Source organism: Paenibacillus xylanilyticus, from assembly GCF_009664365.1.
In the GTDB taxonomy this organism is placed as follows: domain Bacteria; phylum Bacillota; class Bacilli; order Paenibacillales; family Paenibacillaceae; genus Paenibacillus; species Paenibacillus xylanilyticus_A.
In genome coordinates this window covers 3,128,589-3,151,731 of record NZ_CP044310.1, presented here as the reverse complement: position 1 = coordinate 3,151,731, position 23,143 = coordinate 3,128,589, and the positions used below count along the sequence as shown (strand labels likewise).

Annotated in this window: 22 protein-coding genes and 1 pseudogene; 10 read left to right on the top strand and 13 right to left on the bottom strand. The window is 43.7% G+C overall.

What is annotated here, in order from left to right; translation table 11 throughout:
• Nucleotides 1–12: 12 nt before the first annotated feature.
• Both F4V51_RS14135 and F4V51_RS14130 read left to right on the top strand, forming a co-directional pair.
• Nucleotides 13–894 carry a helix-turn-helix domain-containing protein gene (locus F4V51_RS14135; protein WP_153978464.1) on the top strand — a complete coding sequence of 294 codons (882 nt, stop codon included), beginning with the start codon at nt 13–15 and terminating at the stop codon, nt 892–894.
• Nucleotides 895–1,002: 108 nt separating this feature from the next.
• A complete protein-coding gene (locus F4V51_RS14130; RefSeq protein WP_153978463.1) occupies nt 1,003–2,283 on the top strand; it encodes a glycoside hydrolase family 27 protein in 1,281 nt (426 codons plus the stop codon).
• Between the two features lie 276 nt (nt 2,284–2,559).
• Here F4V51_RS14130 and F4V51_RS14125 read toward each other — a convergent pair whose 3' ends face one another.
• The 3 genes from F4V51_RS14125 to F4V51_RS14115 all read right to left on the bottom strand — a co-directional run bounded on the left by F4V51_RS14125 (nt 2,560) and on the right by F4V51_RS14115 (nt 3,833).
• Nucleotides 2,560–3,030: a GNAT family N-acetyltransferase gene (locus tag F4V51_RS14125; RefSeq protein WP_153978462.1), complete on the bottom strand. Its 471-nt coding sequence runs from the start codon at nt 3,028–3,030 to the stop codon at nt 2,560–2,562.
• Nucleotides 3,031–3,169: 139 nt separating this feature from the next.
• The gene (gene csaA, locus F4V51_RS14120) at nt 3,170–3,502 is read right to left on the bottom strand and encodes a chaperone CsaA (protein WP_127535755.1); all 333 of its coding nucleotides are present in this window, start codon (nt 3,500–3,502) and stop codon (nt 3,170–3,172) included.
• Between the two features lie 43 nt (nt 3,503–3,545).
• Nucleotides 3,546–3,833 carry an EamA family transporter gene (locus tag F4V51_RS14115; RefSeq protein WP_236146764.1) on the bottom strand — a complete coding sequence of 96 codons (288 nt, stop codon included), beginning with the start codon at nt 3,831–3,833 and terminating at the stop codon, nt 3,546–3,548.
• Between the two features lie 284 nt (nt 3,834–4,117).
• Here F4V51_RS14115 and F4V51_RS14110 point away from each other — a divergent pair.
• Together F4V51_RS14110 and F4V51_RS14105 are read left to right on the top strand one after the other, a co-directional pair.
• Nucleotides 4,118–5,002 (top strand): annotated as a pseudogene (locus F4V51_RS14110) (AraC family transcriptional regulator).
• A complete protein-coding gene (locus tag F4V51_RS14105; protein ID WP_153978460.1) occupies nt 4,999–5,877 on the top strand; it encodes an aminoglycoside phosphotransferase family protein in 879 nt (292 codons plus the stop codon). Before F4V51_RS14110 ends, F4V51_RS14105 begins: the two are co-directional and overlap by 4 nt.
• A 93-nt stretch (nt 5,878–5,970) precedes the next feature.
• Here the strand turns inward: F4V51_RS14105 and nspC are convergent, their stop codons facing one another.
• From nspC to F4V51_RS14075, 6 genes are all read right to left on the bottom strand, one after another.
• On the bottom strand, nt 5,971–7,098 hold the full coding sequence (gene nspC / locus F4V51_RS14100; RefSeq protein WP_095287195.1) for a carboxynorspermidine decarboxylase: 1,128 nt from the start codon (nt 7,096–7,098) through the stop codon (nt 5,971–5,973).
• 1 nt (nt 7,099) lies between these two features.
• Nucleotides 7,100–8,338, bottom strand: a complete 1,239-nt coding sequence (locus F4V51_RS14095; protein ID WP_127535759.1) for a saccharopine dehydrogenase family protein — start codon at nt 8,336–8,338, stop codon at nt 7,100–7,102.
• A gap of 944 nt (nt 8,339–9,282) precedes the next feature.
• Nucleotides 9,283–9,633: a DUF3221 domain-containing protein gene (locus F4V51_RS14090; protein ID WP_153978459.1), complete on the bottom strand. Its 351-nt coding sequence runs from the start codon at nt 9,631–9,633 to the stop codon at nt 9,283–9,285.
• Nucleotides 9,634–9,751: 118 nt separating this feature from the next.
• Nucleotides 9,752–10,465, bottom strand: a complete 714-nt coding sequence (locus F4V51_RS14085; protein WP_153978458.1) for an SDR family NAD(P)-dependent oxidoreductase — start codon at nt 10,463–10,465, stop codon at nt 9,752–9,754.
• Between the two features lie 28 nt (nt 10,466–10,493).
• Nucleotides 10,494–11,054, bottom strand: a complete 561-nt coding sequence (locus F4V51_RS14080) for an NAD(P)H-dependent oxidoreductase (RefSeq protein ID WP_153978457.1) — start codon at nt 11,052–11,054, stop codon at nt 10,494–10,496.
• Nucleotides 11,055–11,224: 170 nt separating this feature from the next.
• Nucleotides 11,225–11,803 (bottom strand): TetR/AcrR family transcriptional regulator, encoded by a 579-nt coding sequence (locus F4V51_RS14075; RefSeq protein ID WP_153978456.1) that lies wholly within the window; start codon nt 11,801–11,803, stop codon nt 11,225–11,227.
• A gap of 320 nt (nt 11,804–12,123) precedes the next feature.
• On the opposite strand from F4V51_RS14075, the gene F4V51_RS29385 reads away from it, so the two are divergent.
• The 3 genes from F4V51_RS29385 to F4V51_RS14065 all read left to right on the top strand — a co-directional run bounded on the left by F4V51_RS29385 (nt 12,124) and on the right by F4V51_RS14065 (nt 13,784).
• On the top strand, nt 12,124–12,549 hold the full coding sequence (locus F4V51_RS29385) for an alpha/beta fold hydrolase (protein WP_323131813.1): 426 nt from the start codon (nt 12,124–12,126) through the stop codon (nt 12,547–12,549).
• Entirely contained in the window at nt 12,531–12,983 is a 453-nt protein-coding gene (locus tag F4V51_RS29380) for an alpha/beta fold hydrolase (RefSeq protein WP_323131812.1), read from the top strand. The genes F4V51_RS29385 and F4V51_RS29380 overlap by 19 nt, the downstream gene beginning before the upstream one ends.
• A gap of 411 nt (nt 12,984–13,394) precedes the next feature.
• A complete protein-coding gene (locus F4V51_RS14065) occupies nt 13,395–13,784 on the top strand; it encodes a hypothetical protein (protein WP_153978455.1) in 390 nt (129 codons plus the stop codon).
• 177 nt (nt 13,785–13,961) lie between these two features.
• Here the strand turns inward: F4V51_RS14065 and F4V51_RS14060 are convergent, their stop codons facing one another.
• Nucleotides 13,962–14,711 carry a gamma-glutamyl-gamma-aminobutyrate hydrolase family protein gene (locus F4V51_RS14060; protein ID WP_153978454.1) on the bottom strand — a complete coding sequence of 250 codons (750 nt, stop codon included), beginning with the start codon at nt 14,709–14,711 and terminating at the stop codon, nt 13,962–13,964.
• Nucleotides 14,712–14,958: 247 nt separating this feature from the next.
• Here F4V51_RS14060 and F4V51_RS14055 point away from each other — a divergent pair, with 247 nt between their 5' ends.
• Complete coding sequence (locus F4V51_RS14055; RefSeq protein ID WP_236146763.1) at nt 14,959–15,648, top strand: DUF421 domain-containing protein; 690 nt, start codon at nt 14,959–14,961, stop codon at nt 15,646–15,648.
• An 86-nt stretch (nt 15,649–15,734) separates the two neighbouring features.
• Here the strand turns inward: F4V51_RS14055 and F4V51_RS14050 are convergent, their stop codons facing one another.
• Nucleotides 15,735–16,934 carry an MFS transporter gene (locus F4V51_RS14050; protein ID WP_162009935.1) on the bottom strand — a complete coding sequence of 400 codons (1,200 nt, stop codon included), beginning with the start codon at nt 16,932–16,934 and terminating at the stop codon, nt 15,735–15,737.
• A 234-nt stretch (nt 16,935–17,168) separates the two neighbouring features.
• Between F4V51_RS14050 and F4V51_RS14045 the strand changes: the two genes are divergently transcribed.
• Entirely contained in the window at nt 17,169–18,041 is an 873-nt protein-coding gene (locus F4V51_RS14045) for an AraC family transcriptional regulator (protein ID WP_153978452.1), read from the top strand.
• Nucleotides 18,042–18,162: 121 nt separating this feature from the next.
• Here F4V51_RS14045 and F4V51_RS14040 read toward each other — a convergent pair whose 3' ends face one another.
• Together F4V51_RS14040 and F4V51_RS14035 are read right to left on the bottom strand one after the other, a co-directional pair.
• Nucleotides 18,163–20,148 carry a methyl-accepting chemotaxis protein gene (locus tag F4V51_RS14040; RefSeq protein WP_153980700.1) on the bottom strand — a complete coding sequence of 662 codons (1,986 nt, stop codon included), beginning with the start codon at nt 20,146–20,148 and terminating at the stop codon, nt 18,163–18,165.
• Between the two features lie 371 nt (nt 20,149–20,519).
• Nucleotides 20,520–21,443 (bottom strand): ArsR/SmtB family transcription factor, encoded by a 924-nt coding sequence (locus tag F4V51_RS14035; RefSeq protein ID WP_153978451.1) that lies wholly within the window; start codon nt 21,441–21,443, stop codon nt 20,520–20,522.
• 176 nt (nt 21,444–21,619) lie between these two features.
• Here F4V51_RS14035 and F4V51_RS14030 point away from each other — a divergent pair, with 176 nt between their 5' ends.
• Nucleotides 21,620–23,110, top strand: a complete 1,491-nt coding sequence (locus tag F4V51_RS14030; protein WP_153978450.1) for a glycoside hydrolase family 43 protein — start codon at nt 21,620–21,622, stop codon at nt 23,108–23,110.
• The last annotated feature ends 33 nt before the right edge of the window (nt 23,111–23,143 follow it).

The following is a 23,143-nucleotide window of genomic DNA, read 5'->3' as shown; positions in this document are numbered from 1 at the left end:
AAGGAGATATTCATGGACATACCCAAAGGTACGTATGGCTTTCGATTCGCTGAAGATCCGGAACTGCAGCTATGTAAATTATATGCGGCAGGCTCTGATAGCATCAGCAATCCTTCCTATCATTGGGACGGATTGACACGAAGCGATGGGCCTCTCCTTCTTTTCCAGTACACGCTTTCTGGTCAGGGAATATACGAATCAAGAGGACAGCTGCACCATGTCTCTGCCGGACAAGCTTTTCTTGCCGAGATCCCTGGACCTCATCGCTATTACTATCACCCTGAATCCAGAGAGCCGTGGGAATTTCTGTTTTTACTATTCCGGCCACATCTAATTCTGCCTCACTGGCGTAAATTTTTGCGTGAAGCAGGGGAGGTCCCTTATCTCCCAGCAGACTGTGCACCAGTTAAATTATTGCGAATGATTGTGAACGACGCAGCAGCCGGCCGAATCTCCGATCCCTTGATCGCCTCCTCTTCGGTATATCAATTCATGACAGAACTGGCCAGATTACAGGTTACGACTCTGCGGAACAAGCATGCTTGGCCGGATAACATCAAGCGTGCAGCAGAATTTATAGAGCAGCACTATTCACAAATGATTAGTATTGATCAGTTAGCCGAACATGTCTCTTTATCGAAATATCATCTGATTCGGCGCTTCTCGGCCAGCACAGGACTTACTCCTGTTGCTTATTTAACTCGCATTCGCATGGACAAAGCCATGGAACTGCTTCGGGGAACCGAATATAGTATCGATATGATTGCCGAGCTTATCGGGTATTCCAGCGGAAGTTATTTTATTAAAGCATTTCGTACCATGACCGGACTTACACCGGGGGAGTTCCGCAGCGGAGGCGAGAGCCTTGCTTATCGAAAACTGTTCTTTGATTAACAGCAATATAGTACTATTCAGCTTCCAAGATTACTATAGATATTGCTAATCTCCTTGATTAATATGAACTTAACCAGAGCAATAATTAATCAGTAAAGGAGATTTTCCATGAATCACAAGCATGCAGCACCCACACCACCGCTTGGTTGGAACAGCTGGGATTGTTACGGTGCGGCCGTAACGGAGGATGAAATTCGCGGGAACGCGGAATATATGGCCGAATATCTCAAACCCTTCGGCTGGAACTACATTACCGTCGACATCCAATGGTATGAACCTTATGCGAATTCCTCTCAGTACCGCGCTTTTGTTCCTTTGGTAATGGACGAATATTCCCGGCTTATGCCCGCTGAGAACCGCTTTCCGTCTGCTGAAGGCGGTCAAGGATTCAAGCCCTTAGCCGATTACGTACATAGTCTTGGATTAAAATTCGGCATTCACATTATGCGCGGGATTCCAAGGCAGGCTGCACATGCAGCTACCCCTATTCTGAATACCACCGTTACAGCACGTGATATTGCACATACCAATTCGATCTGTCCATGGAATACGGACATGTATGGCGTTGACGCATCGAAGGAAAGTGCACAGGCCTATTACGACTCTCTTTTTGAACTCTACGCCGAGTGGGGTGTGGACTTGGTCAAGGTAGACGACATCGCTGCATCCAGACTGTATGATACCCATCAGCCTGAGATCGAGCTAATCTCCCAAGCGATCGAACGCTGCGGCCGGCCTATGGTACTGAGTCTCTCTCCTGGTCCGGCTCCTGTGGAGTACTCCACGTTCTTCGCTGATCATGCCAATATGTGGCGGGTCACGGATGACTTCTGGGATCAATGGCCGCTGCTGCTGGATATGTTTGATCGCTGCCGAACCTGGCAGGGTATCCCTGAGGCGGGATGCTGGCCGGACTGCGACATGCTCCCGCTCGGACATATCGGCATCCGGTCCGTTGACGGAGGTGGCGCGGATCGCTGGACTCGCTTCACACGGGATGAGCAGCTGACTATGATGTCGCTCTGGAGCATCTTCCGCTCTCCGCTCATTTTCGGCGGTGAGCTTCGCGACTGTGATGAATGGACCCTATCCCTGTTAACCAACAAGGAAGTGCTGCGCTTGAATCAGGATAGCCATGGAGCCAAGGAAACGCTGCGTCAAGGCAATCTCATTGTCTGGACAGCAGAAGCGGCTGATCAATCCCGTTATGCTGCATTGTTCAATGTAGGTGATTCAGAGCTCCCGGTAAGTCTGTCTGTGGATGACATCGGTCTTCCGGGCTTCACCTCGGGCACCGAGCTGTGGAATGAAACGCCAGCCGAACTTGCAGGCGACGTTTTACAGACGAATATTCCTTCGCACGGCGTACGACTCTATCGATTCTATTGAACCTGGGTTACCTGGTTTAGAGCAACTCCAATAACGAAATGAGCCAGTCGCCTGAAATATTATGGCGACTGGCTCATTTCGTTTTTTCATTAGTTTTTATTGCCCTATAATAGTTAGTTAATAAATTCTTTTAAAAAATCCTGATTATACATAAAAAGGTAAATACATGCAGTTAGCTACTGTTGGCCTCTGCAGTTTTCATAAAAAAAGAAAAACCGATAAACCCCATTAATCAAGGTCTATCGGTAACGCACATTTTCGAGATAATCAGGTCACCTATAATGTTTTCAAATACCAAGTATCACATGCATAATGTTCAGATCCATTCAAAGGCTTATCTAATGCAATAAATCCATTTTTGGCATAGAACTTGTTGGCTGCCGTCATATTGCTCAGGGTTTCCAGGTAACATTGTTCATAATGTTCTTTCGCATAATCAAGGACAACCTGCAATAATTCGCTTGAGATACCTGTACCTCTGGTTTCCTTGAATGCATACATCTTCTGCAGCTCACAAATCTGAGGATAACCGTCAACTGGACCAATACCACAGCCTGCTACGACCACAGTATCTTGCTCAACTACCCAATATTTAGACCCCTCATTCTGATACAGATGATAGAAATCTCCCAAATGTGGATCTGTCCAGGCTGTCCCTGGTTTATTCGCGCCAAATTCGATCAAACACGTTCTGATCAGATGTTCCACCTGTTGATTATCTCTTTCTTCAATCTCTCTGATCAACATAAAAGTAAACCTCCTTAAGTATGTTTCTGTTCCAATGAGGTAAGCAGTCAATAGACCTGACATATGAAGACAAGTTGTCGGCTCGCCTATAACGTAGACACTGCCTTTTTTTGTGCAGTTTGCTTGCGTGAAAATCTGTTTACGCTATAGGTGTTCCTGGTGGTAGATCAATATCCGGTTTTAACAACACGACATCCCCTTTTTCGGGTACACCTCCTAGAACCAATACCTCCGACTTGAATCCGGCGATCCGGCGCGGAGGGAAATTAACAACAGCAATAACTTGTTTCCCTATGACCACTTCCGCTTCATATCTTTTCGTAATTTGTGCACTCGATTTCTTGATACCAATCTCTTCTCCAAAATCAATCTCCAGCTTGATCGCCGGCACTTTTGCCTCGGCAAAAAACTCAGCATGAAGTATTGTTCCAATGCGGATATCCAGCTTCATAAAATCATCAATGGTTGCCATGTATATAATCTCCTCATCTTTTGTTTTATTTCAATATCATACACTAAATCCATACTTGTTTAGCTACGATGTGACTGGAGGAACGGAGCCAAAAGTACATGCCCATACCGAACAAGGTAATTAATCCCCCTGTGAATTGAAATGCGGTTATCGTTTCTCCCAAAAATAGATAAGCCAGAAGAATGGCCAGAACAGGCTCTCCTATAATCCCTACAGAAACCGTCGTAGCACCGATCGTTTTTAATAACAGGTTAAAAATATTCTGACCAAAAATAGTTGGAATTACGGCGAGCAACAAGAAATAGGTCCATTCCGAAGAGCGGTATCCCACCAATTCCAGCCACAGCGGTTGCCGTATCTGATGATTTGATCATAATTGATGAGATCGAAACAGACAGAATGCTGATTAAAAGCAATATATACGGATGAAACGGTAACGACGATGGTTTGATTTTCACAAGTAAGGCCTCCAGGATGTTTTATCCAATCGTCTGTGCACAGGATTGTATTGATAACCTTAAGATCTGATATAATAATATCACCGCTATTCGGTTATTAGTGCAATAATATCTTTCATTTATATCGATATATCGTCAATTGAAAGGAATTAACCCCATGGAGAAACCCCTGCATGAGACCATCCGATATCCAGATACTTCCTTCCCTTATATCATATACACGCATACGGTCCACGACAGCATCCCTGAAGGAAGAGGGTTTAATGACCTGCATTGGCATTAAGATTTACAGATCACATTGGTAACCAAAGGAGCACTGGTGATCCAGGTTAACGGGATGGATCATGAATTACATACAGGTCAGGCCATTCTGATCAACAAAAGCATTCTTCATGTGACGACCCAGTTGACGCATAACGGACAGTATGTCAGTTTTAATTTTCCGGAGAAACTGCTGGCATTCTACTCGGATAGTGCCATGGAGAGAAACTATGTCCTCCCCTATACCAACTCGTCCTTCGTATCCCTTGTAATCAAAGGTGTAGTTAACTGGGAAATCCAAGTATTAGAAATGCTGTGGGATATGAAGAGGAAATTTGAGATGACCAAACAATGGGGCTGGGAGTACGAGGTTTCCATTCAGACGGTACAGCTGTGGCTGACCATAATCTCCAATTTCTCACTCTCGACAGAGGAAGCATCAACGGACGTGAAGCGGCAGCAGGAGAGACTTCAATTCATGCTCAGTTTCATCCACCGTCATTATGCAGATCCGATTACACTACAGGAGATCGCGGATGCAGCTCATCTGAGTGTTTCGGAATGCACCCGAAGTTTTAAGCGTACAATTCATATGACCCCTTACGCCTACTTGATCAAGTATCGAATTAAAAAAAGCTGCGAGTTATTAAGCTCGACCGACTATACCATAACGGAGATAGCGCATAGAGTAGGCTTTAATCATGTGAACCACTTTATTCAGTCTTTCAAAAAACAGCATCAACGAACACCTAACGACTTCCGCAGGGGGCGAGTGAAATGATTGAAATTACGACCGAACTGGTACGTCAGCTGATCCAGAGTCAATTTCCCGAGTGGAAACACCTCACCATAGCACCCGTAGACAAAAGTGGACACGATAATCGGACCTATCGATTAGGAAATGAGATGACTGTTCGTTTACCGAGTCATGAGCGATATGCCTCTGCTGTTCAGAAGGAATTGACGTGGCTGCCCGTTTTCAAGCCTTATCTCTCCTTGCCGATTCCTGCTCCGATTGCAAAAGGTGAGCCTACGGCAGAATATCCTCTTCCCTGGTCTGTTAACCAATGGATTGAAGGCAGCACAGTCACAGTTGAAAATGTAACGGACCTGAACACATTTGCTGAGGATCTCGCTGGTTTTTTAATTGAACTGGAAGCAATTGATTCAAGCCAAGGCATTCCTGCCGGCATCCAAAATTTCCATCGTGGCGGAAACCTGGCTGTTTATGACCAGGACACCAGATCCGTCATAGACGTTTTACCCAATCAATACGATCCTACGCTGTTATTGGAAATCTGGGAGCTTGCCCTTGCCAAAAAATATGAAGCTGCACCGCTCTGGCTGCACGGTGACGTCGCTGTAGGAAATCTGCTCGTACAAAGCGGCCGATTGTGCGGCGTCATTGATTTCGGAACGATGGGAGTAGGTGATCCTTCCAGCGACCTGGTGATGGCATGGAACTTTTTTGATGATAAGAGTCGTGATATTTTCCTCCGCCGAATGAATGCTGACCAAGATATGATTAACCGTGCACGTGGATGGGCATTATGGAAAGCACTTATCACTTATTCCTGGAATGATCTAGGTTCAGAGTCATCGAACTGGGGAAAACGGGTTATAGATGTAATCATCCGAGATTATAAATTACTGTAGTTCCTACGTTCATCGTAGTGCATCTACAAAAATAAAAACCGGATTCCTTATCGGGAATCCGGTTTTGTTATTGATAATATATATAATAGCTAATTAAGCAAGTCTCATTTTGAAATCCTGATATCCGAATTCACGGACAACTTCACAATCGCCGTCTTTGCGTTTTACAGCGATGGCTGGCAATGGCATTCCGTTGAATGTATTCGTTTTGACCATGGAATAGATCGCCATATCTTCAAAGACCAGACGATCGCCTTCTTTCAAAGGCTCATCAAACGAATAATCTCCAATAACATCACCTGACAGGCAAGTTTGACCGCCAAGACGGTACAGGTGAGGCTTCTCTCCTGCTTCTCCGGAGCCAACAAGCGGCGGACGATATGGCATTTCCAGTACGTCTGGCATGTGACAAGTGGCTGACGTATCCAGAATGGCAATGTCCATTCCGTTTTTGTGGAAATCCAGCACCGAAGTCACCAGATAACCCGCGTTAAGCGCAACAGCTTCCCCTGGCTCCAGATAAACTTCCAGGCCATATTTGTCCTGCATGCGTTTGATGCATGCTTCCAGTCTTGGAATGTCATAATCTTCACGTGTAATGTGGTGTCCACCACCGAAGTTAATCCACTCCATTTGAGGAAGCCATTGTCCGAACTTCTCTTCGACTGCGTTCAGCGTTGTTTCCAGATCGTCGGAATTTTGCTGACATAGTGTATGGAAATGCAAACCGGAGACGCCTTCCAGCAGCTCTGCACGGAAATCCTCCTGTTTGGCACCAAAACGGGAACCCGGAGAGCACGGATCATAAATCTCGTGCCCTTCCTGGGTTGAACATTCAGGATTGATACGCAAGCCTATCTTGCGGCCAGCCTGAAGTGCTTTATCCTTAAATTTCGCAAGCTGCGAAAAAGAGTTGAAAATAATGTGATCGCAGATTGAAATAATCTCATCGATCTCGTCTTCGCGGTAGGCTGGAGCAAATACATGATTCTCTTTGCCCATTTCCTCGTGGCCCAGACGGGCTTCATACAACCCGCTTGCCGTTGCCCCGCTCAAATATTGTCCGATTAGTGGATACATCGCTGTCATGGAAAATGCCTTTTGAGCCAGTACGATTTTGGCACCTGTACGCTGCATGACACCGTTAAGGATTTTTACATTTTTCTCAATAAGCGCCTCATCAACAACAAAGCATGGTGTCGGTAATTGCTCAAACCGCATCTTAACGAACGAGCTCCGATTCTTTCACTTCTTCTGGCAGTTCGTCAACAAGAACCGGGTTGAAGTCTTCTACCCATGGAAGTCCCCATTTGTTCAGCTCTTCCATGAACGGATCCGGGTTGAACTCTTCCACGTTGTATACGCCTGGTTTGTTCCATTTGCCTGTCATGACCATAGCTGCGCCGATCATTGCTGGAACGCCTGTAGTATACGAGATAGCTTGGGAACCAACCTCTTTGTAGCACTCTTGGTGATCACAGATGTTGTAAACGTAGTAGGTTTTGTCCTTGCCGTCTTTTTTGCCTTTGAAAATGCAGCCAATGTTCGTTTTGCCCACAGTACGTGGTCCAAGGGATGCCGGGTCAGGCAGTACCGCCTTCAGGAACTGCAGCGGGATGATTTGTTTGCCTTCGAATTCGATAGGTTCGATGGAAGTCATGCCCACATTTTCAAGTGCTTTCAGGTGAGTCAGGTAGCTTTGGCCAAATGTCATGAAGAAACGAATCCGTTTCAAGCCAGGAATGTTTTTCGCCAAAGATTCCAGCTCTTCATGGTACAACAGGTACATGTCTTTTTCGCCAACTTCCTTGAAGTCGTAGACACGTTTGATTTCCATCGGTTTGGTTTCGATCCATTCACCATTCTCCCAGTATCTTCCGTTTGCCGAAACTTCGCGGATGTTGATTTCCGGGTTAAAGTTGGTTGCGAACGGATAGCCGTGATCGCCGCCGTTGCAGTCCAGGATGTCGATGTACTCGATTTCGTCAAAGTAGTGCTTCAGGGCATAGGCAGAGAATACGCCAGTTACGCCTGGGTCAAAACCGCTGCCTAGCAGTGCAGTGATTCCTGCTTTTTCAAAACGCTCTTTGTAATCCCATTGCCAGCTATATTCGAATTTTGCAGTATCTTCTGGCTCATAGTTTGCCGTATCCATGTAGTGAGTTTTAGTTGCAAGGCACGCATCCATGATCGTCAGATCTTGATAAGGCAAAGCCAGGTTCATAACGATATCCGGTTTAACTTCGTTGATCAAAGCAATCAATTCATCTACATTATCCGCGTCCACTTGTGCTGTAGTGATTTTTGTTTTGCCACCGTCCAGCTTCGCTTTGAGATCATCACATTTGGATTTGGTACGACTCGCAATACAGATTTCCTCAAAAACTTCGCTATTTTGAACGCATTTGTGTACTGCCACAGAAGCCACGCCGCCGGCGCCGATGATTAGTGCTTTTCCCATTTTTACATTCTCCTATCCCATATGTAGATTTTTTTGGTTTTTGATTCAATTGTCCGTTTCAAGGTCTTCTCATCATTGTTCAACTTCCGTCAATTCCTGACAACAAAAAAAGCAAGGTGAATAAATGCCGCAATCCGCGCATCATCCCACTTGCTTGTCGATATACATCGTGAAAAAACGTAAAGTCTCCATAACCAAAAAAGTTCAAAGAACTCCTCTGGTGGAAAGCTCCCTCATGTATATCAATATCAGATCAGAGTCTATATAGCAAATAATTCGCCTTTACCACTCTTATTGACCGTTTCACAAGTTGATGTGCTATTGCACTGGTTGTAAAGTAACCAACTTATAAAATTTGAGCTTTTAACTCAATCAATAAGGCAACATAAGTTGCCAATCGGCGTTTGACCCGGCTGTCCGTATGGCCTTGACTCCCTCAAGGAAGTGGTCAAAAATTATCTGCTGGAAAGTGCTCGTTCCAATTGATATAACTGCTTTCCAAAATCACAGGTTAAACAATAACAAACACTTTTAAAAAAATCAAGGGATAACTCAAAAAAACTTTTTTCCTCATTCTGGTCCAGACGTTCCTTTAATCAGATATGGGTTTTCGTTTTAGTTTTCCGAGCGGGTTAATGACATTTCATTATGGTGTTTTCTTCTGCTCTGATGCTTACATGTAGTTTGCACAATGTAACAGGAACATATGAGTGATCATCTTCTTCACTGTAGAAAGAACAATTTTATAAGGTCACGAACCATATTCGCAAGAAATGCAAGTCCTTAATGCATTCCCGGAAACAATAAGTTATTTATGGAATCAAGTTTATCAACAGACATTAGTATAGTTACTAAAGTTATTGAAACTTTACACCTTTACCCATTTATATTGTTCTCCCTTTTCTTTGTACTTATTTACTATAGAAACTATTGAAGTTTATGGATTATTCCTCTCGCTCAATCCTGCCTGCGATAATCTGAGGTGGATCAGATTGTTTAACATGATAGAACCCTTCCTCATTCACTTTGGGAGTAATTTTAACTTTGTCCCCTACTTCAAGCTGCTCAAGGAGCTCCGAATCTTCAACAATATAATGGATTATGGTTACCTTTTTTTCTCTAAGATCGCCAAAAGGTTGATCCGCATCTTCTCTAGATATATTCTCCGCTACAAGAATTCGATCTTCTTCCTTCTGAAGGATGTAATCCCCAACTTCACTTGTCGAGAATACTTGGCATCCACTAAGTGTACATAGAAGAACGAGCAGCGTCACACCTATGACCGATTTTCTCAATTATATTCCTCCTCACAACACAGCTACCTCCTATATTAGACGTTTGGATTCAAACGTTTGTTGCTTCTTCATCTATCATCCATCAACAAAAAAAGCCGCGATATGCGGCTTTGATGATTTACCAAGGAAGCTGACTATCCATATAGTAGAAGCTACCTGTTGGACCGTCTTCAGACAAGGTAGCCAGACGCACAGCCGTTTTGGCACCGTCTTCTGGGGATAGCTCTGCCTTTTCACCACCCATTTGTGTTTTAACCAAACCGGGATGTACGGAATTCACTTTAAGATTCGTTCCTTGCGCTTTCTGGGCCCAATATGCTGTCAGCATGTTCAATGCTGCCTTGGATGCAGAATATGCAGGTGTGGCAATTCGCTGTGCAAGCTCATTGGTCAGCAGAAATTGTATGGAACCGAGAGCACTGCTCTGATTAACGATTCGACCACCCTCACTTTTCAGAAGCAGAGGCAGTAATGATTCTGTGAGATAATAAGGACCAAATGTATTGACCTCAAACGTATCACGCAGTGCATCGCCTTCGTAATCCTCTTTTTCAGTCCATACCCCTGCATTATTGACCAGGATATCCAATCGACCATACGTGTCACTTATCCATCTGGTTACCTTCGCAATATGCTCCGGGTTTGTCACATTCAGCTCCACACCCACGGCTTCGATGCCTTTCTTGCTTAGTTGCTTTGCTGTTTCATCAGCTGTTGCTTGATTGCGTGCGGCTACCAAAACCGTAATGTTTAATTCCCCGAGCTGCCTTGCAACCTCATACCCAATTCCTTTATTTGCTCCAGTTATCAATGCAATTTTATTGTTTGTCATTTTTTGTTCCTCCTCAGAAATTTTATGATTATTTGTTAATAGTGACCAAACCCGATGTTTGCACATGTCTTACACTTCTTAGATGATCCACGTAAGCCTCTTGGCTAATAGCGATCTGCTCATCCGTGATATGATTGGCATTATGGATAGCAAATGGCGGCAAATAATGGGCTCCGACATAGTTGGCGAGAGCCTCCATTGGTTTTGCAATATCCCGAATTGTAAATAGATTGTATCCACCGGGCTGATATGAAGCCGCAGTACCTGCTGTAGAAATTGCGATGCCGATCTCTTTTCCTTGAAGATGCTCCCCACCCGGGCCGAATGCCCAGCCGTATGCGAGCACCTCGTCGAACCACTGCTTCAAGAGTGGAGGCGTACTGTACCAATATAAAGGGTATTGGAAAATAATCCGGTCATGACGTTCCAACAGCCCTTGCTCATGGGCCACATCGATTGATTTACCTTGATAAAACTCATCCAGCACATGTACTGTCGTATCCGGCTGCTCCCTCATCGTATCAGCCAATGCCCGGTTAATCCGTGAATTTTGCAAATCCGGGTGAGCTACAATAATCAATGTCTTCATGTGTAAACACTCCTTAGTTTTTATATGAGAATGATCGTTCTAAAAATGGCGCAAAAAATAATGCTCTAGATTTGGTTTAAGGCAGGAGCTGGGCCTGCACTTAACCATCCGTGTTTTGCTTTTATTGAGTATAATCATTCTAATATCCCGTCAGGACGAAATACTTCATCTTATTTTTCTAACAAAAGCATGCTCATTGTGGAAATACGCTCTAGCTTTTCCTTAGGCACGGATGTCCGGGCCATTACCCTTATCCCGATTAGAGCATTATGCAAGTACTCCGCTAATTCTTGTGCGCCATACTGGCTAGAGAACTCCCCATTTTCTTGCCCCCAGGTGACGAGCTCCACAAGAAGCTGCTCCACTTTATCAAAGGCCCCAACCGCTTTGGCATCTACATCTTCATCCCGGCAGGCCATTTCCACTGCAGAATTGACAAACATGCATCCAGGTGGCTCCCCCTCTTCGGTACTGCTCATATAATCAAAGATAAAATGAAGAGCTTCCTTGGCTGTTTTGGCTTGCTTGACGCCTGCGGCCAATTTGGCATCGGTACGATTACCGAACCGTTCCATTGCTTTGAAGAACAAGGTACGTTTATCGGTGAACGTATCATAAATGCTTCTGCGATGAATACCCATATGTTCAACGAGATCACTCATCGACGTTTTCTCATACCCCTGCTCCCAGAACAGCATCATGGCTTTATCTAAAACTTCGTTTTCCTCAAATTCCTTGCTTCTCGCCATCTCAGGTTCCCTCCCTTCACCAATAGTAATTTGTTTAAATCGTTTTAAAGATTCTACAGATGATCATTGGTTTGTTTTTCCTGTGAATTCTTCCTAACATAATGAGAACGATCAGTAAAGAGTTATTTTTACCGATCGTTCTCATATTTAGTTTTCGCTTATTCTCCCTGTCCTTTCAAGCCATTTATAGATTACATTGTTGTTTGCCCAAGCAGACATGCGTTTAATAGTGATCAACATGACACCGTACTATTCAGGTTGTTACAGTGCCAACTGTATTAGGAAAAAGACTTTCTATAAATGGTTAGGAGGAATTTTACATGGGACAATATGTACAAGTGGAGGACAAGGTTAAAATTTACATTGAAGATATCGGTCAAGGTGTTCCGGTTATCTTCCTGCACGGCTGGCCAGCCAACCATCTTATGTTTGAGTATCAGTATACTTTGCTGGCCTCTCATGGTTACCGTTGCATCGGAATGGATATTCGTGGCTTCGGTAAATCTGATGCGCCTTGGGAGAGTTATTCATATGATCGTATGGCAGATGACCTTCGTGCAGTTATTGATGAACTTCAGCTGGAGAACGCAGCATTAGTTGGATTCTCTATGGGTGGAGCCATAGCATCTCGCTATATGTCACGTCATACCGCCACGGTATTAAGAGACTTCTCTTGGCAGGAGCAGCTACTCCCGCTTTTACCCGTCGGCCTGGTATGGAGTATGGGATGGAGCCTGACGAAGTAACAGCACAGTTAATACATGCTACCTATGAGAACAGACCTGCCATGCTTAACAAATTCGGTTTGAAATTTACCAAATCAAAATCAAATCCGGGTATGCTGGTGTGGCTGGAATCGCTCTGTTATCAGGCATCACACCATGGTACGATCAAAGCTGCTGCTTCATTACGAGATGAGGATCTTCGTGAAGACCTCGCTGCAATACAAATCCCAACGGTTGTGTTCCATGGACAAAAAGACAAAATTGTTGAGCCTGAGTTGGGAGAACTAACCTCACAGAGCATTGCGGGTTCTCGCATCGTCAGATTTGAAGATAGTGGTCATGCCATGCTGTTCGATGAACCCGAGAAATTCAACGAAGAATTGTTAACCTTCCTCGATGGAATGAAAATGGAGTATGATTCGCTAAATTCAGTAGAAACGCAGCGCAGCTTGTAATCGATCGATGTCATCGAACGAGACTCATTAAGAACCCTTTAGTTGAGTACAACCAAGGGGTTCTTTCTTTTTTTATTTCAGAGGAATCAATCTGCGAATCATTCAACTTCTTCGAAAAAGTGCTTGTGTTTTTCTTAAGGATCGTGAACTTTTTTAAACAACGAGGGTGAGTAGATATGATTGATTCGGTAGGTAGAAGCAAAGTACGTAGAAAGTTCTTTCTATTGTGAATTTTTCATATGTTTAAACATTATAAATAGTTATAAATTTCCCCTTTTACTTTGTGGTTTCAAACCTTTTGCCATTCATTTTGTTCATTAATTGAAGCAGTTGATGGTACAAAATCATTAGAAATTGGAGGATATCTTTAATGAATAAACGGAATCGCAGAGACTAATTGATCCCGAAGGATTGGAGTTCAAGGAAATTGGTGCGGAGGATTTTAAAAAAGGTGTGTTCATTGATTTTGAACGGTACAAAAAAGACTTTTTTAATGATGACATCATTTCAAAGTTCAAAGGCAATCTTGATGGTATTGTTGAAAATGATAAGAAGAAATTCAAAATCCATCTCTATGAAGGTTCACAGAAAGAATCCCTCTTTTTCGATGAAGAAAACGCTCAGTTTATGTTTAATGATCTGGACCTTCTAGAAAAGATAACCATTGATGGCCGTGAACAAATTCGGATTGGCGTTCGATATGCCAAAAAACATGAGGATGCAAGTGTGGAGAATACAGCCATAACGTATTTCTTTACAAAGAACAAAGAAGGTCATTGGCTTATCGAAAACATTGATTAGATTAGTGTTTGGATTAAGTAGAGAAAAATCAGTTTCACTCCCTCTTATACTAACTGGAATATATCAGACTTGGTTTGAAGAAGGTAAGAATTCCCCTTTTTCCATAATACGCAAACCTAAGTGCGCCTTTAAAATAGTAAAAGCAGCCGATCGCACCGATCGACTGCTTTACCATTTTTATGCTGTTATCTCGTCCATATCGATATCATAACCAACGAATGTACAAGAACGAACAAAGGCTGAAAATAGCTTTTGGCTGTATGTATCTACGGTATAGCTGTACTCCGGATGCCACTGCACAGCCAGTACAAATTTTTGGTTGGGCATCACCACGGATTCAACAATTCCATCCTCAGCGACTGCAGCTGCTTGTAGCTTATGCGAAAGCATTTTGATTCCTTGATGATGGTAACTGTTCACTTTAATCGTATCTGTTTGAATGATGTCATGGAGCAAATTACCTTTTTCAATATGTACATCGTGTACCAGATTCGTATAGGGTGGGCTTTGCTTATGATTAATTGTATTGCTTACTTGAAGCTGTGTAGGAATATCCTGATACAAAGATCCACCCAGTATCACGTTAAACAGCTGTAATCCCCGGCATATGCCGAAGGCAGGCTTATCGAGTTCAATTACTTTCTGAAATAGCAAGGACTCCATCATATCGCGTTCCATGCATAACTCCCCGCAGGTATCCTCTGCATTTTCCTGATAAAGCTCCGGATTAATGTCATGTCCGCCCGTGAACAAGAACCCGTCAAATTCATTTGCCAAAGTTGCGATTATTTCGAGATTCGTTGTCAACGGCAGCATCACTGGAATTCCGCCAGCACTCTCGATGGCGTTCATATAATCTGGAAGCATCCAGTAACTTTTTTTGTTGGAATCATACAGCGGCAGGACTCCGATCATGGGCTTCTTCATTGGTTTACCTCCTAATGGGGTCATTTTCATGTTAATCGCTTTGTGAGAAAACGGAAATCTTTTCATTCATTTTATCATTTCTCCTGATATACAAACTCACCAAATCATTGCATTTTCCTACCCATTGCCTATCTTAATCCTGCATACCTTTTACAGATTTAGCTTCACTGGTAAATAATCCAATATGTTATTTATAGAATATCCCGGGTAATGATTAATCAAGATTCCGAACTTGGGAGGGATAGGAATGTTCCTGGAGTTAAGCATCAAACTAGTCATTAGCTTTTTCGGCCTATGGGCCATTGCCTTTATTACCGGCAGAAAAACGCTAAGCCAACTTACACCGCTCGATTTCCTATCCTCGTTGGTGCTCAGTGAGATTGTGGGAAATACGCTGTATGATGATGAAATCAAGGTATCTCATCTATTATTCGCATTAGCACTTTGGACTGCACTCTCTTATCTTTTCGAGAAAGCTACAACAAAATTTGTGAAGTTCGGATATGTTGCGGAAGGACGAGTCGTGCTCTTAATTGATAATGGAGAAGTTAATCAAAGCTTGTTAAAAAAATACGATATTGAATTTAAGCAGCTGCTTTCCATGCTTCGTAAACAGAATGTATTTTCTATTCAGGAAGTGAAATACGCGATTCTGGAGACGGATGGATCATTATCCGTGCTTCGCAAGCCCGAGTACGAGCCACCTACCGCAGAAGATATGGGGATGGAGACATCACCTGATCGTTTTGCGGTAACCGTAATTGATAAAGGAGAGCTGCTTAAGAAGTCCATGAAAGGTAAAAATATCGATATGGAGATGGTCAAGGCAGAAATTCAGAAGCAAGGCTATAACGATATAAAGGATATCGCTTATGCGGAATATGGTGACGACGGAGAACTATACATTATTCCGAAAAGTAAAAAAGGAAAAGGTTAATTCAAGCAATCATTAGTCCTTTATAAATATAAAGACCAGGATAATGGTAAGCCCATATCCCTGGTCTTTTTTTGGTACTCATATATCTACGCGGCGTTTGAAGTTGTCGCTTCATCCGCATTCAACTGAATGGTACGCTGGCATATTTTTGTAATTGCAAAAGCCAGCAAAGCTAATACGACGGCTACCGGTGGCACCCATGCCACCCCGCCAAGATTAACGGCAAGTCCACCGACCCCAGAACCGAGAGCAATGCCCACATTGGCCGCCACAGGCAGCAGTGTGGATGCAAAAGCTTTGGATTCCGGTGCAATTGATCCAGATACATCAAACAGATATAACTGGGATGCTGCGCTCATTGACGACGAAAGACAGCCGATCAGGAGCAGGAACGTTAGACCAAGCCACAGATTGGACACAGCGAAACTCAGTCCGAGGAAAATAACCGCTTGGATGACGAAAAGCCACTTAAGTTTGGGTAGAAAATCACCCTTGGCTATTTTGGCACCGATCCAATTGCTCAGAATACTGCATGCCCCATAGATCAGGAGTATAGCGCTAATCCAACGTACGGGCACCCCCATAGACTCACTGAGAAGCGGTGTAATATAAGTGAAAGTAACGAAGATGCAGCTGTTACCCAGTACGGGGATTAGGCAGGCTAACCATATGCGAGGCTTCATAAATAGAACCATCTGATCACCAAACGAACCGGTAACGGTAGTTGTGCGGCGTGGAAGGATTCGGAACATGAATACAAACGGAATAACACCGATGCATGCAGTAACTACGAATGTCATGGACCAGTTCAGATGCTGCCCAATAAATGTACCGAGCGGCACACCTAGTACATTCGCGATGGAAAACCCGCCCAAAATCCAGGCAATAGCTTCCCCTCTTCGCTCCTGATGAACGGCGTCGTTTGCAATAGAGATCGAAAGCGATATCGTAAGTCCGCAAGCAACGGCCGAAACGATGCGAATAGCCATCAAGGAAGGGAAAGTTGTTGAGAAGACGGTTAATAGATTCAACACCAGCACAATAGCGAATCCAATCAAGATGGAGCTTCTTCTGGATATTTTGGCCAAGGATGCCACGGCGAATGGTGTCCCCACTGCATAAGCAATAGCGAAGCCGGACACTAGTGCACCTGCAGCAGCGAGAGATACTTTCATATAACTCTCAATTTCTTTCAACACACCCACAATGACATACTCAGTTGTTCCGAGTACAAAGCTGACGAGCGTAAGCGTTAAGATAAGTAGATTTTCTCTAGTTCGGGTCATCAATTTAATTTCACTAATCCTTTCTAATGTTGCAAGCGCTTCAATTCTTAGGACAGCTCCTACTCTATGTATTTTCTGCTTTCCCATCCCTTCAATTTCGATATATAGTACATATTGGATAGTGAAATTGTACTGTCAGACTTATCAGACGACAATCAAGGTTGTTGTGGAATTGATTCAAAACATGATGTATGTTGTCATTTTTCATCATAGAACCTCGAAGGGAAGACAGAGATGGATACACGCCACGAACAAGGCCAACGATATGAAGATCAGGATTGTATCATTATTTATGTCGGGAAGCTGGCCGGCAATCCCCAGTGGAGTTTTCCGACTCATAAGCATGACGATTTGCACGAGATTATTTATGTTAATGAAGGCAAAGGATCATTCACCATTGATGGTGCGAAGCACTTGGCCCAAAAGGGAGACCTGCTCATATACAATAGAGGAACACTTCATGAAGAAAAGTCTGACCCCGAATATCCCTTATCCACCTTTTATTGTGGCTTTCGTTTCAAAGAGGATATCCATAGCGATGCCGATTGGGTCGTACCTCCAGGTAGTGAACCAATCATTCGTGCAAACCGGTATTCGGAAGAGCTGCATTCGTTAATGCAGACCTTATTCAGTGAATACTCCATTCGTGAGGATGGATACGAGCGCATCTCCCAGCATGTGTTGAAAGCCGTACTACTGATCATCGAACGCATGTCCCGCCATCAACAGTCTTCTGAACAGATTATACGGAGCAATACCCTTGCAGAGAGTATTAAGGACTACCTGGATACCAACTACCGGCAAAACATTAAACTGAAGGAACTCGCTGAACAGTTTCATATCGATTTCTATTACCTCATTCATATGTATAAGAATCGCTACGGCACCTCCCCTTATCATTACTTGATCCAACGACGAATGGGTGAAGCAACCCGGCTGTTAGTTTCAACCAAGAAGAAAATATGGGAAATTTCCAAGCTGGTTGGGTATGATAACCCCAATTACTTCACCATTCTTTTTACCAAAACGGTCGGTGAATCCCCGCGAAGCTTTCGCAAGCGAAATCAAAAAGACATGTTCGGGGATACTACCTCCCATTCATCTTAAAAGAGATATCTCCCTGATCTAGTCAATTCTTAACACACCATCACGGCTACCAAGATAACATGCAATAAGACGCTCCTGATAAGGAGCGCCTTTGTCATTCAAACCTGAACTTATAATTAACCTAGAGCGTGAATCGACGGACCAAGTTTTGCATATTTTCAGCCGTTTTGGATAATTGCACGGATGATGCAGCGATCTCCTCCATGGCCGCCATTTGCTCCTGGGCTGCTGCTGAAGTAGTCTGGGCACTGTCAGCAGACACTTTGGAGATACCAGCCATTTCTGCCACAGAAGCAGAGACTTGCTCCGTACTTGCTGCCAGCTGCTCTGATACTGCGGACACATCCTGGATCTGATCCACGATATGTGCCGTATATTGTTCAATGTTCGATATAGTTGCTGAAGCTTCGCGGCTGATGCGCATCCCTTCGCCGACTTGATTTCGAACGTTATCATTAATTAGTGATGTGGATTTCTCGATCAGGTCGAACATTTTGCCGATGGTTGCGCCAATTTCCTCCGCGCTTTGTTTGGATTGCAAGGACAGCATGCGTACTTCACCTGCTACAACGGCAAAACCTTTTCCATGCTCTCCTGCTCTCGCTGCTTCAATCGAAGCATTAAGAGATAGAAGATTCGTTTGGCGAGAGATATCCGCAATTGCCTCGTTCATTCTATTCGCTTCAGCTGATAGATTAGACAGCTCGTTAATCAAAGCTGTTGTTTCCTGAACAGCCTCTAGGATGTTCTCCATTTGGTCGCCAACCTGGTTGATGGTTTTCCCACCGTTCGCGACAGCACGCTCTGTCTCCTCAGCCGAATCTACAATAGCACTGGCAGACTCTGCTATGGTACTGATCCCTCTGGCCATCTCTTCCACTGCGTTCGCTGTTTGTTCAGAACTTTCTGCACCAGTGACTGCCCTTTCAGCGGTCTGCTGGATCGTTTCAGCAACATGTTGAACGGAAGCGTTCGTTTGTTCTGTGCTTTCCTGTATCATTTGTGAGGTATGGCTTAGAAGCGATGATGTCTGATTAAGTTCTGTAACGACAGATTGTAATGAAATGGTCATTTGGTCAAAATCATTCGCCAATATGCCGAACTCATCTTTATTCTTAAGATCAACCCGTTCCGTCAAATTCCCTTCCCGAACACGACGGGTTGCCGTTCTTAATTTTTGCATAGGAACCATGAAGGATCTCAAAATAAAGAATATGATAATGCCAGCCAGCAATGTAGAAATGATAATTACGGTAAGACTCGTGACCAATATTGGTTTCGCTGCTGCAATGAAATCTTCATGCCCCATCAAAGCGATGACATTCCAGCCGGTTAACGCATTAACGCCGTTGTAAACCTCCAAATCATATTCCAGGTCCGTTCGGACAAATTGAGAGAATGCCATGGGTTCATCAGCACTAGATGCTGTATTCGGATGGACAGGTATCCCGTCAATAAGTGCCCCGCCAAGTTCTCCTCCTCCACCTTCAACAATAGCACCAGCCCAAGCTGCAATGGTTCGATTGGAGTCGACTATAATCAAACTTCCATTACCCCCAACATCCACGTAGGAGATCTCTTCTGCTAATGGTGCCAGATCAAGCTTTATGCTTGCTACACCTTGTCCACTTGAGAGAGCCTGGGATATCTCCACATAAATCTCCCCGGAATCGGAGTCTTTCATAATGTTAGAGAAATAGACCGATCCATTATTATTTTGACCATTGGTATACCATTCCGTACTGCGTGGATCATATGTTGTATCTCCAATCGCTGGAGAAGCAATAAAGCTGCCCTGATCGTTACCTACAGTAATTTCTAGAATATCAGGATATGTATCTGCTAACTGGTTTAATTCTGCTTGCACTGCTTCAATGTTCACCTGACTGGCATCAGCACTCAACATGCGATCTATATAACTTAACAGTTCTGCTTTTGTCCCTACCAGATTATTAATATGCTGCCCTGCCATGGTTAATATCGTATTCATCGGATCGGTCATGCTTTTTTGAACCTGTTCTTGTGCACTGTGATAAGAGAAATATCCGATAAGTGCTGTTGGAATGATAAGAACCGTTAGGAAAGCAGCAATAAGTCGGGTACTCATCAAACGTAATACAGATGCTAGTCTCGTGGATAATGACGCTTTTTTCTTTTTCTTTTTCTTCTTTTCGTTCAAATGGATCTCCCTCTCTTGTTAAATTAAGAACAAAACTATATATCGGTATTTATAGTAAATAATTTAATTAATGGTATATATTTATTTTTATTAATATCTAATAATTGCTCATTAAAAGATGTCACTACAGAAATATAATTCCCGTAATTGTTTATGTATTACCATATGTAAACGCAAAAAAACCCATATACATGCACACTCAAAGAAACGTCGAGCATACATATACACAGGTATTGCCTGATCAAAATCAGTAACAAGCCTTATTTGTTTTGTATTATAGCATAGATCGAACGGCCATGTTAACCATAATTTGGTTTGTCATCGACATATACTCGGATTACAATGTCCTGATCATGGTTACCGAACCCAGCTCCGTACAACGTCAATCCCCCGACATGATCCGCTTGTTCTTCAACCGCAAACCGGAGTGTCCAGAACGGCTCACCCAGCTTCACATCATTCAGCGTCACATCTGACATCCACTCCCCATCTATCGTTGTTCCCGAAGCATCCACTCGAATCGTCTTTAATAATCCATATTGATTCACGTTGCGATGCCACCATTCCGGTGTATATTTGCCTCGTGCCGCCCTGCCGAAATCCGCTGGACTTGTCCAGGTTCCAAGCTTAATACCATTGAAGGTGAAGGTAATATCTGATGGCCAATCATCTCTTAAACCGGGTGCTTCAGAAGCGATTTCCATGGAGATTTCTATAGCATCCGCATTGGGATTGGGATATAGATAGTTAGGCGTTTTATACTCCACATAACCTCTCCCAAACCAAAGGATGGAAGCTTGAACCCGTTCAGGATCCAGGAAATAGCGAGGATCGTCCCATACCCCAATTTCCTTTTCCCTTGTACCCAGACCACAAGTGGGATAAATATCAAACGCCGTATAATGACCAACCGAAATGGTCTGTTCCCTCATATTCGTCACTCTGCTGGCTGCGGGCAGCTCGATTTCGATCTTTTTTTGTTTGAGAAAACACATTTTGTGTGTTCCTCCATTACGCCGGACTCTTCGGCTTCCAATTAATTCGGCTTGTTCCAGTTTTCGAATATGCATCGTGACAATAGACGGGCTAAGTTTGATCTGTGCGGCAATATCCTTGACACTCATCTCCTGGTCGGCGATCAACTCCATAATCCGCCAGCGAACTTCACTGGCCAGCGCATCGTATAAAGGCATAAACCGGGACTCCCCGTTCGATTGAATCATTTTTTCACACTCTCCTGCTCACTTCTATGAAATCACATTTATATAAATTTAAAGAATATAAATTGAAATTACAAGTCCCTTCTATTGAATTAGACCGTGGGTTGGTGTTTAATTTCAGTAGCTTCCTATTATCAGAATTCTTATTTTTATGAATTTATCATCGAGGTGAAAGAACGATGCAGTTTAACAATCCCGTCATCAAAGGTTTCTATCCAGATCCAAGCGTATGCAGGGTAGACGATACGTATTATCTGATATGCAGTTCATTTCAATACTTCCCCGGAGTACCCATATTCGAAAGCAAAGATCTGATTAACTGGGAACAGATTGGTCATTGTCTAACCAAAACGAGTCAGGTTCAGCTTGCACATGTGAACAGTTCAGGAGGCGTATTCGCTCCCACCCTTCGGCACCATAACGGGCGATTCTACATGACAACCACGAATGATACGACCCGCCAGAACTTCTATGTGTGGACAGACGATATTTATGGCGAGTGGTCTGAGCCCATATTCGTGGATCAGGGCGGAATCGATCCGGACTTGTATTTCGAAGACCACAAAACGTACTTTATGAGTAACGGTTCTGACGATTTCGGTGTCTCGGGGATCGTTCAATGTGAGATTGAGATTGAAACGGGCAAAAAGCTTACGCCGAGCCGAACAATATGGCAAGGTACGGGTGGACGTTACCTGGAAAGTCCTCATATGTATAAGATCAACGGCCTTTATTATCTTTTGGCTGCTGAAGGAGGCACCGAATACGGTCACATGGAAACGTACGCACGCGGATCCTCTGTCTCCGGACCGTTCGAAGCCTATCCTCACAATCCGGTGTTAACCAACCGTAACCTTGGCGGTTATGAACTGCAGGGTGTTGGGCATGGCGATCTGGTTCAGGATGTTGAGGGTAATTGGTGGCTCTTCCATCTGGGATTCCGGCAAATTGGACAATGGCAGACGTTTCACCATCTTGGACGCGAAGTTTTTGTAGCACCTGTAACCTTCGATGAAGACGGCTGGTTTACAGCAGGTCACCATGGAACGACTTTATTAACATTTGAAACAGATCGGATATCCCAATCTGTCGTTCAGGTGGAGAAGAAGTCATTTACTTTTGATAACACGGAATGGGACAAGGACTGGTGTTATCTCAGACATCCTCATTCAGAGAATTATATGCTGCAATCCAACAAACTAACGCTGAGAGGAACAGACGTCTCTCTGGATCAACCGGGCACGCCTACCTTCATTGGTATACGGCAAAAGGACTTCAATGCCATCATTTCTTGTGATGTTCATCTTACAGACGGAGAAGCAGGCATCACCCTGTATATGGATGAGCACCATCATTATGATCTGGCTATACGAAAAGACGCTGAAGGTTATAAGGTGATCGAGCGCCTGAATATCGGAGATATCAAATCGGTTGAAAAAGAAGTTGATCTCGGAAGTCTTAACCAAGCCACATTGAAGATCCGGGCAACCAATGATCGTTATACCTTTAGCTTGGATACCCATGGCCAGGAGATTGAATTAGACAGCGCACATACGAAATACCTATCCTCTGAGGTAGCCGGCGGGTTTACAGGTGTCGTTATCGGTTTGTATGCCTATGGCGAAGGAGCTCAGGCAGAATTCTCTCAATTCAAGTGCGACTATATATAAAAGCAGATTTACTAGTTATAAATAGAAATTTAC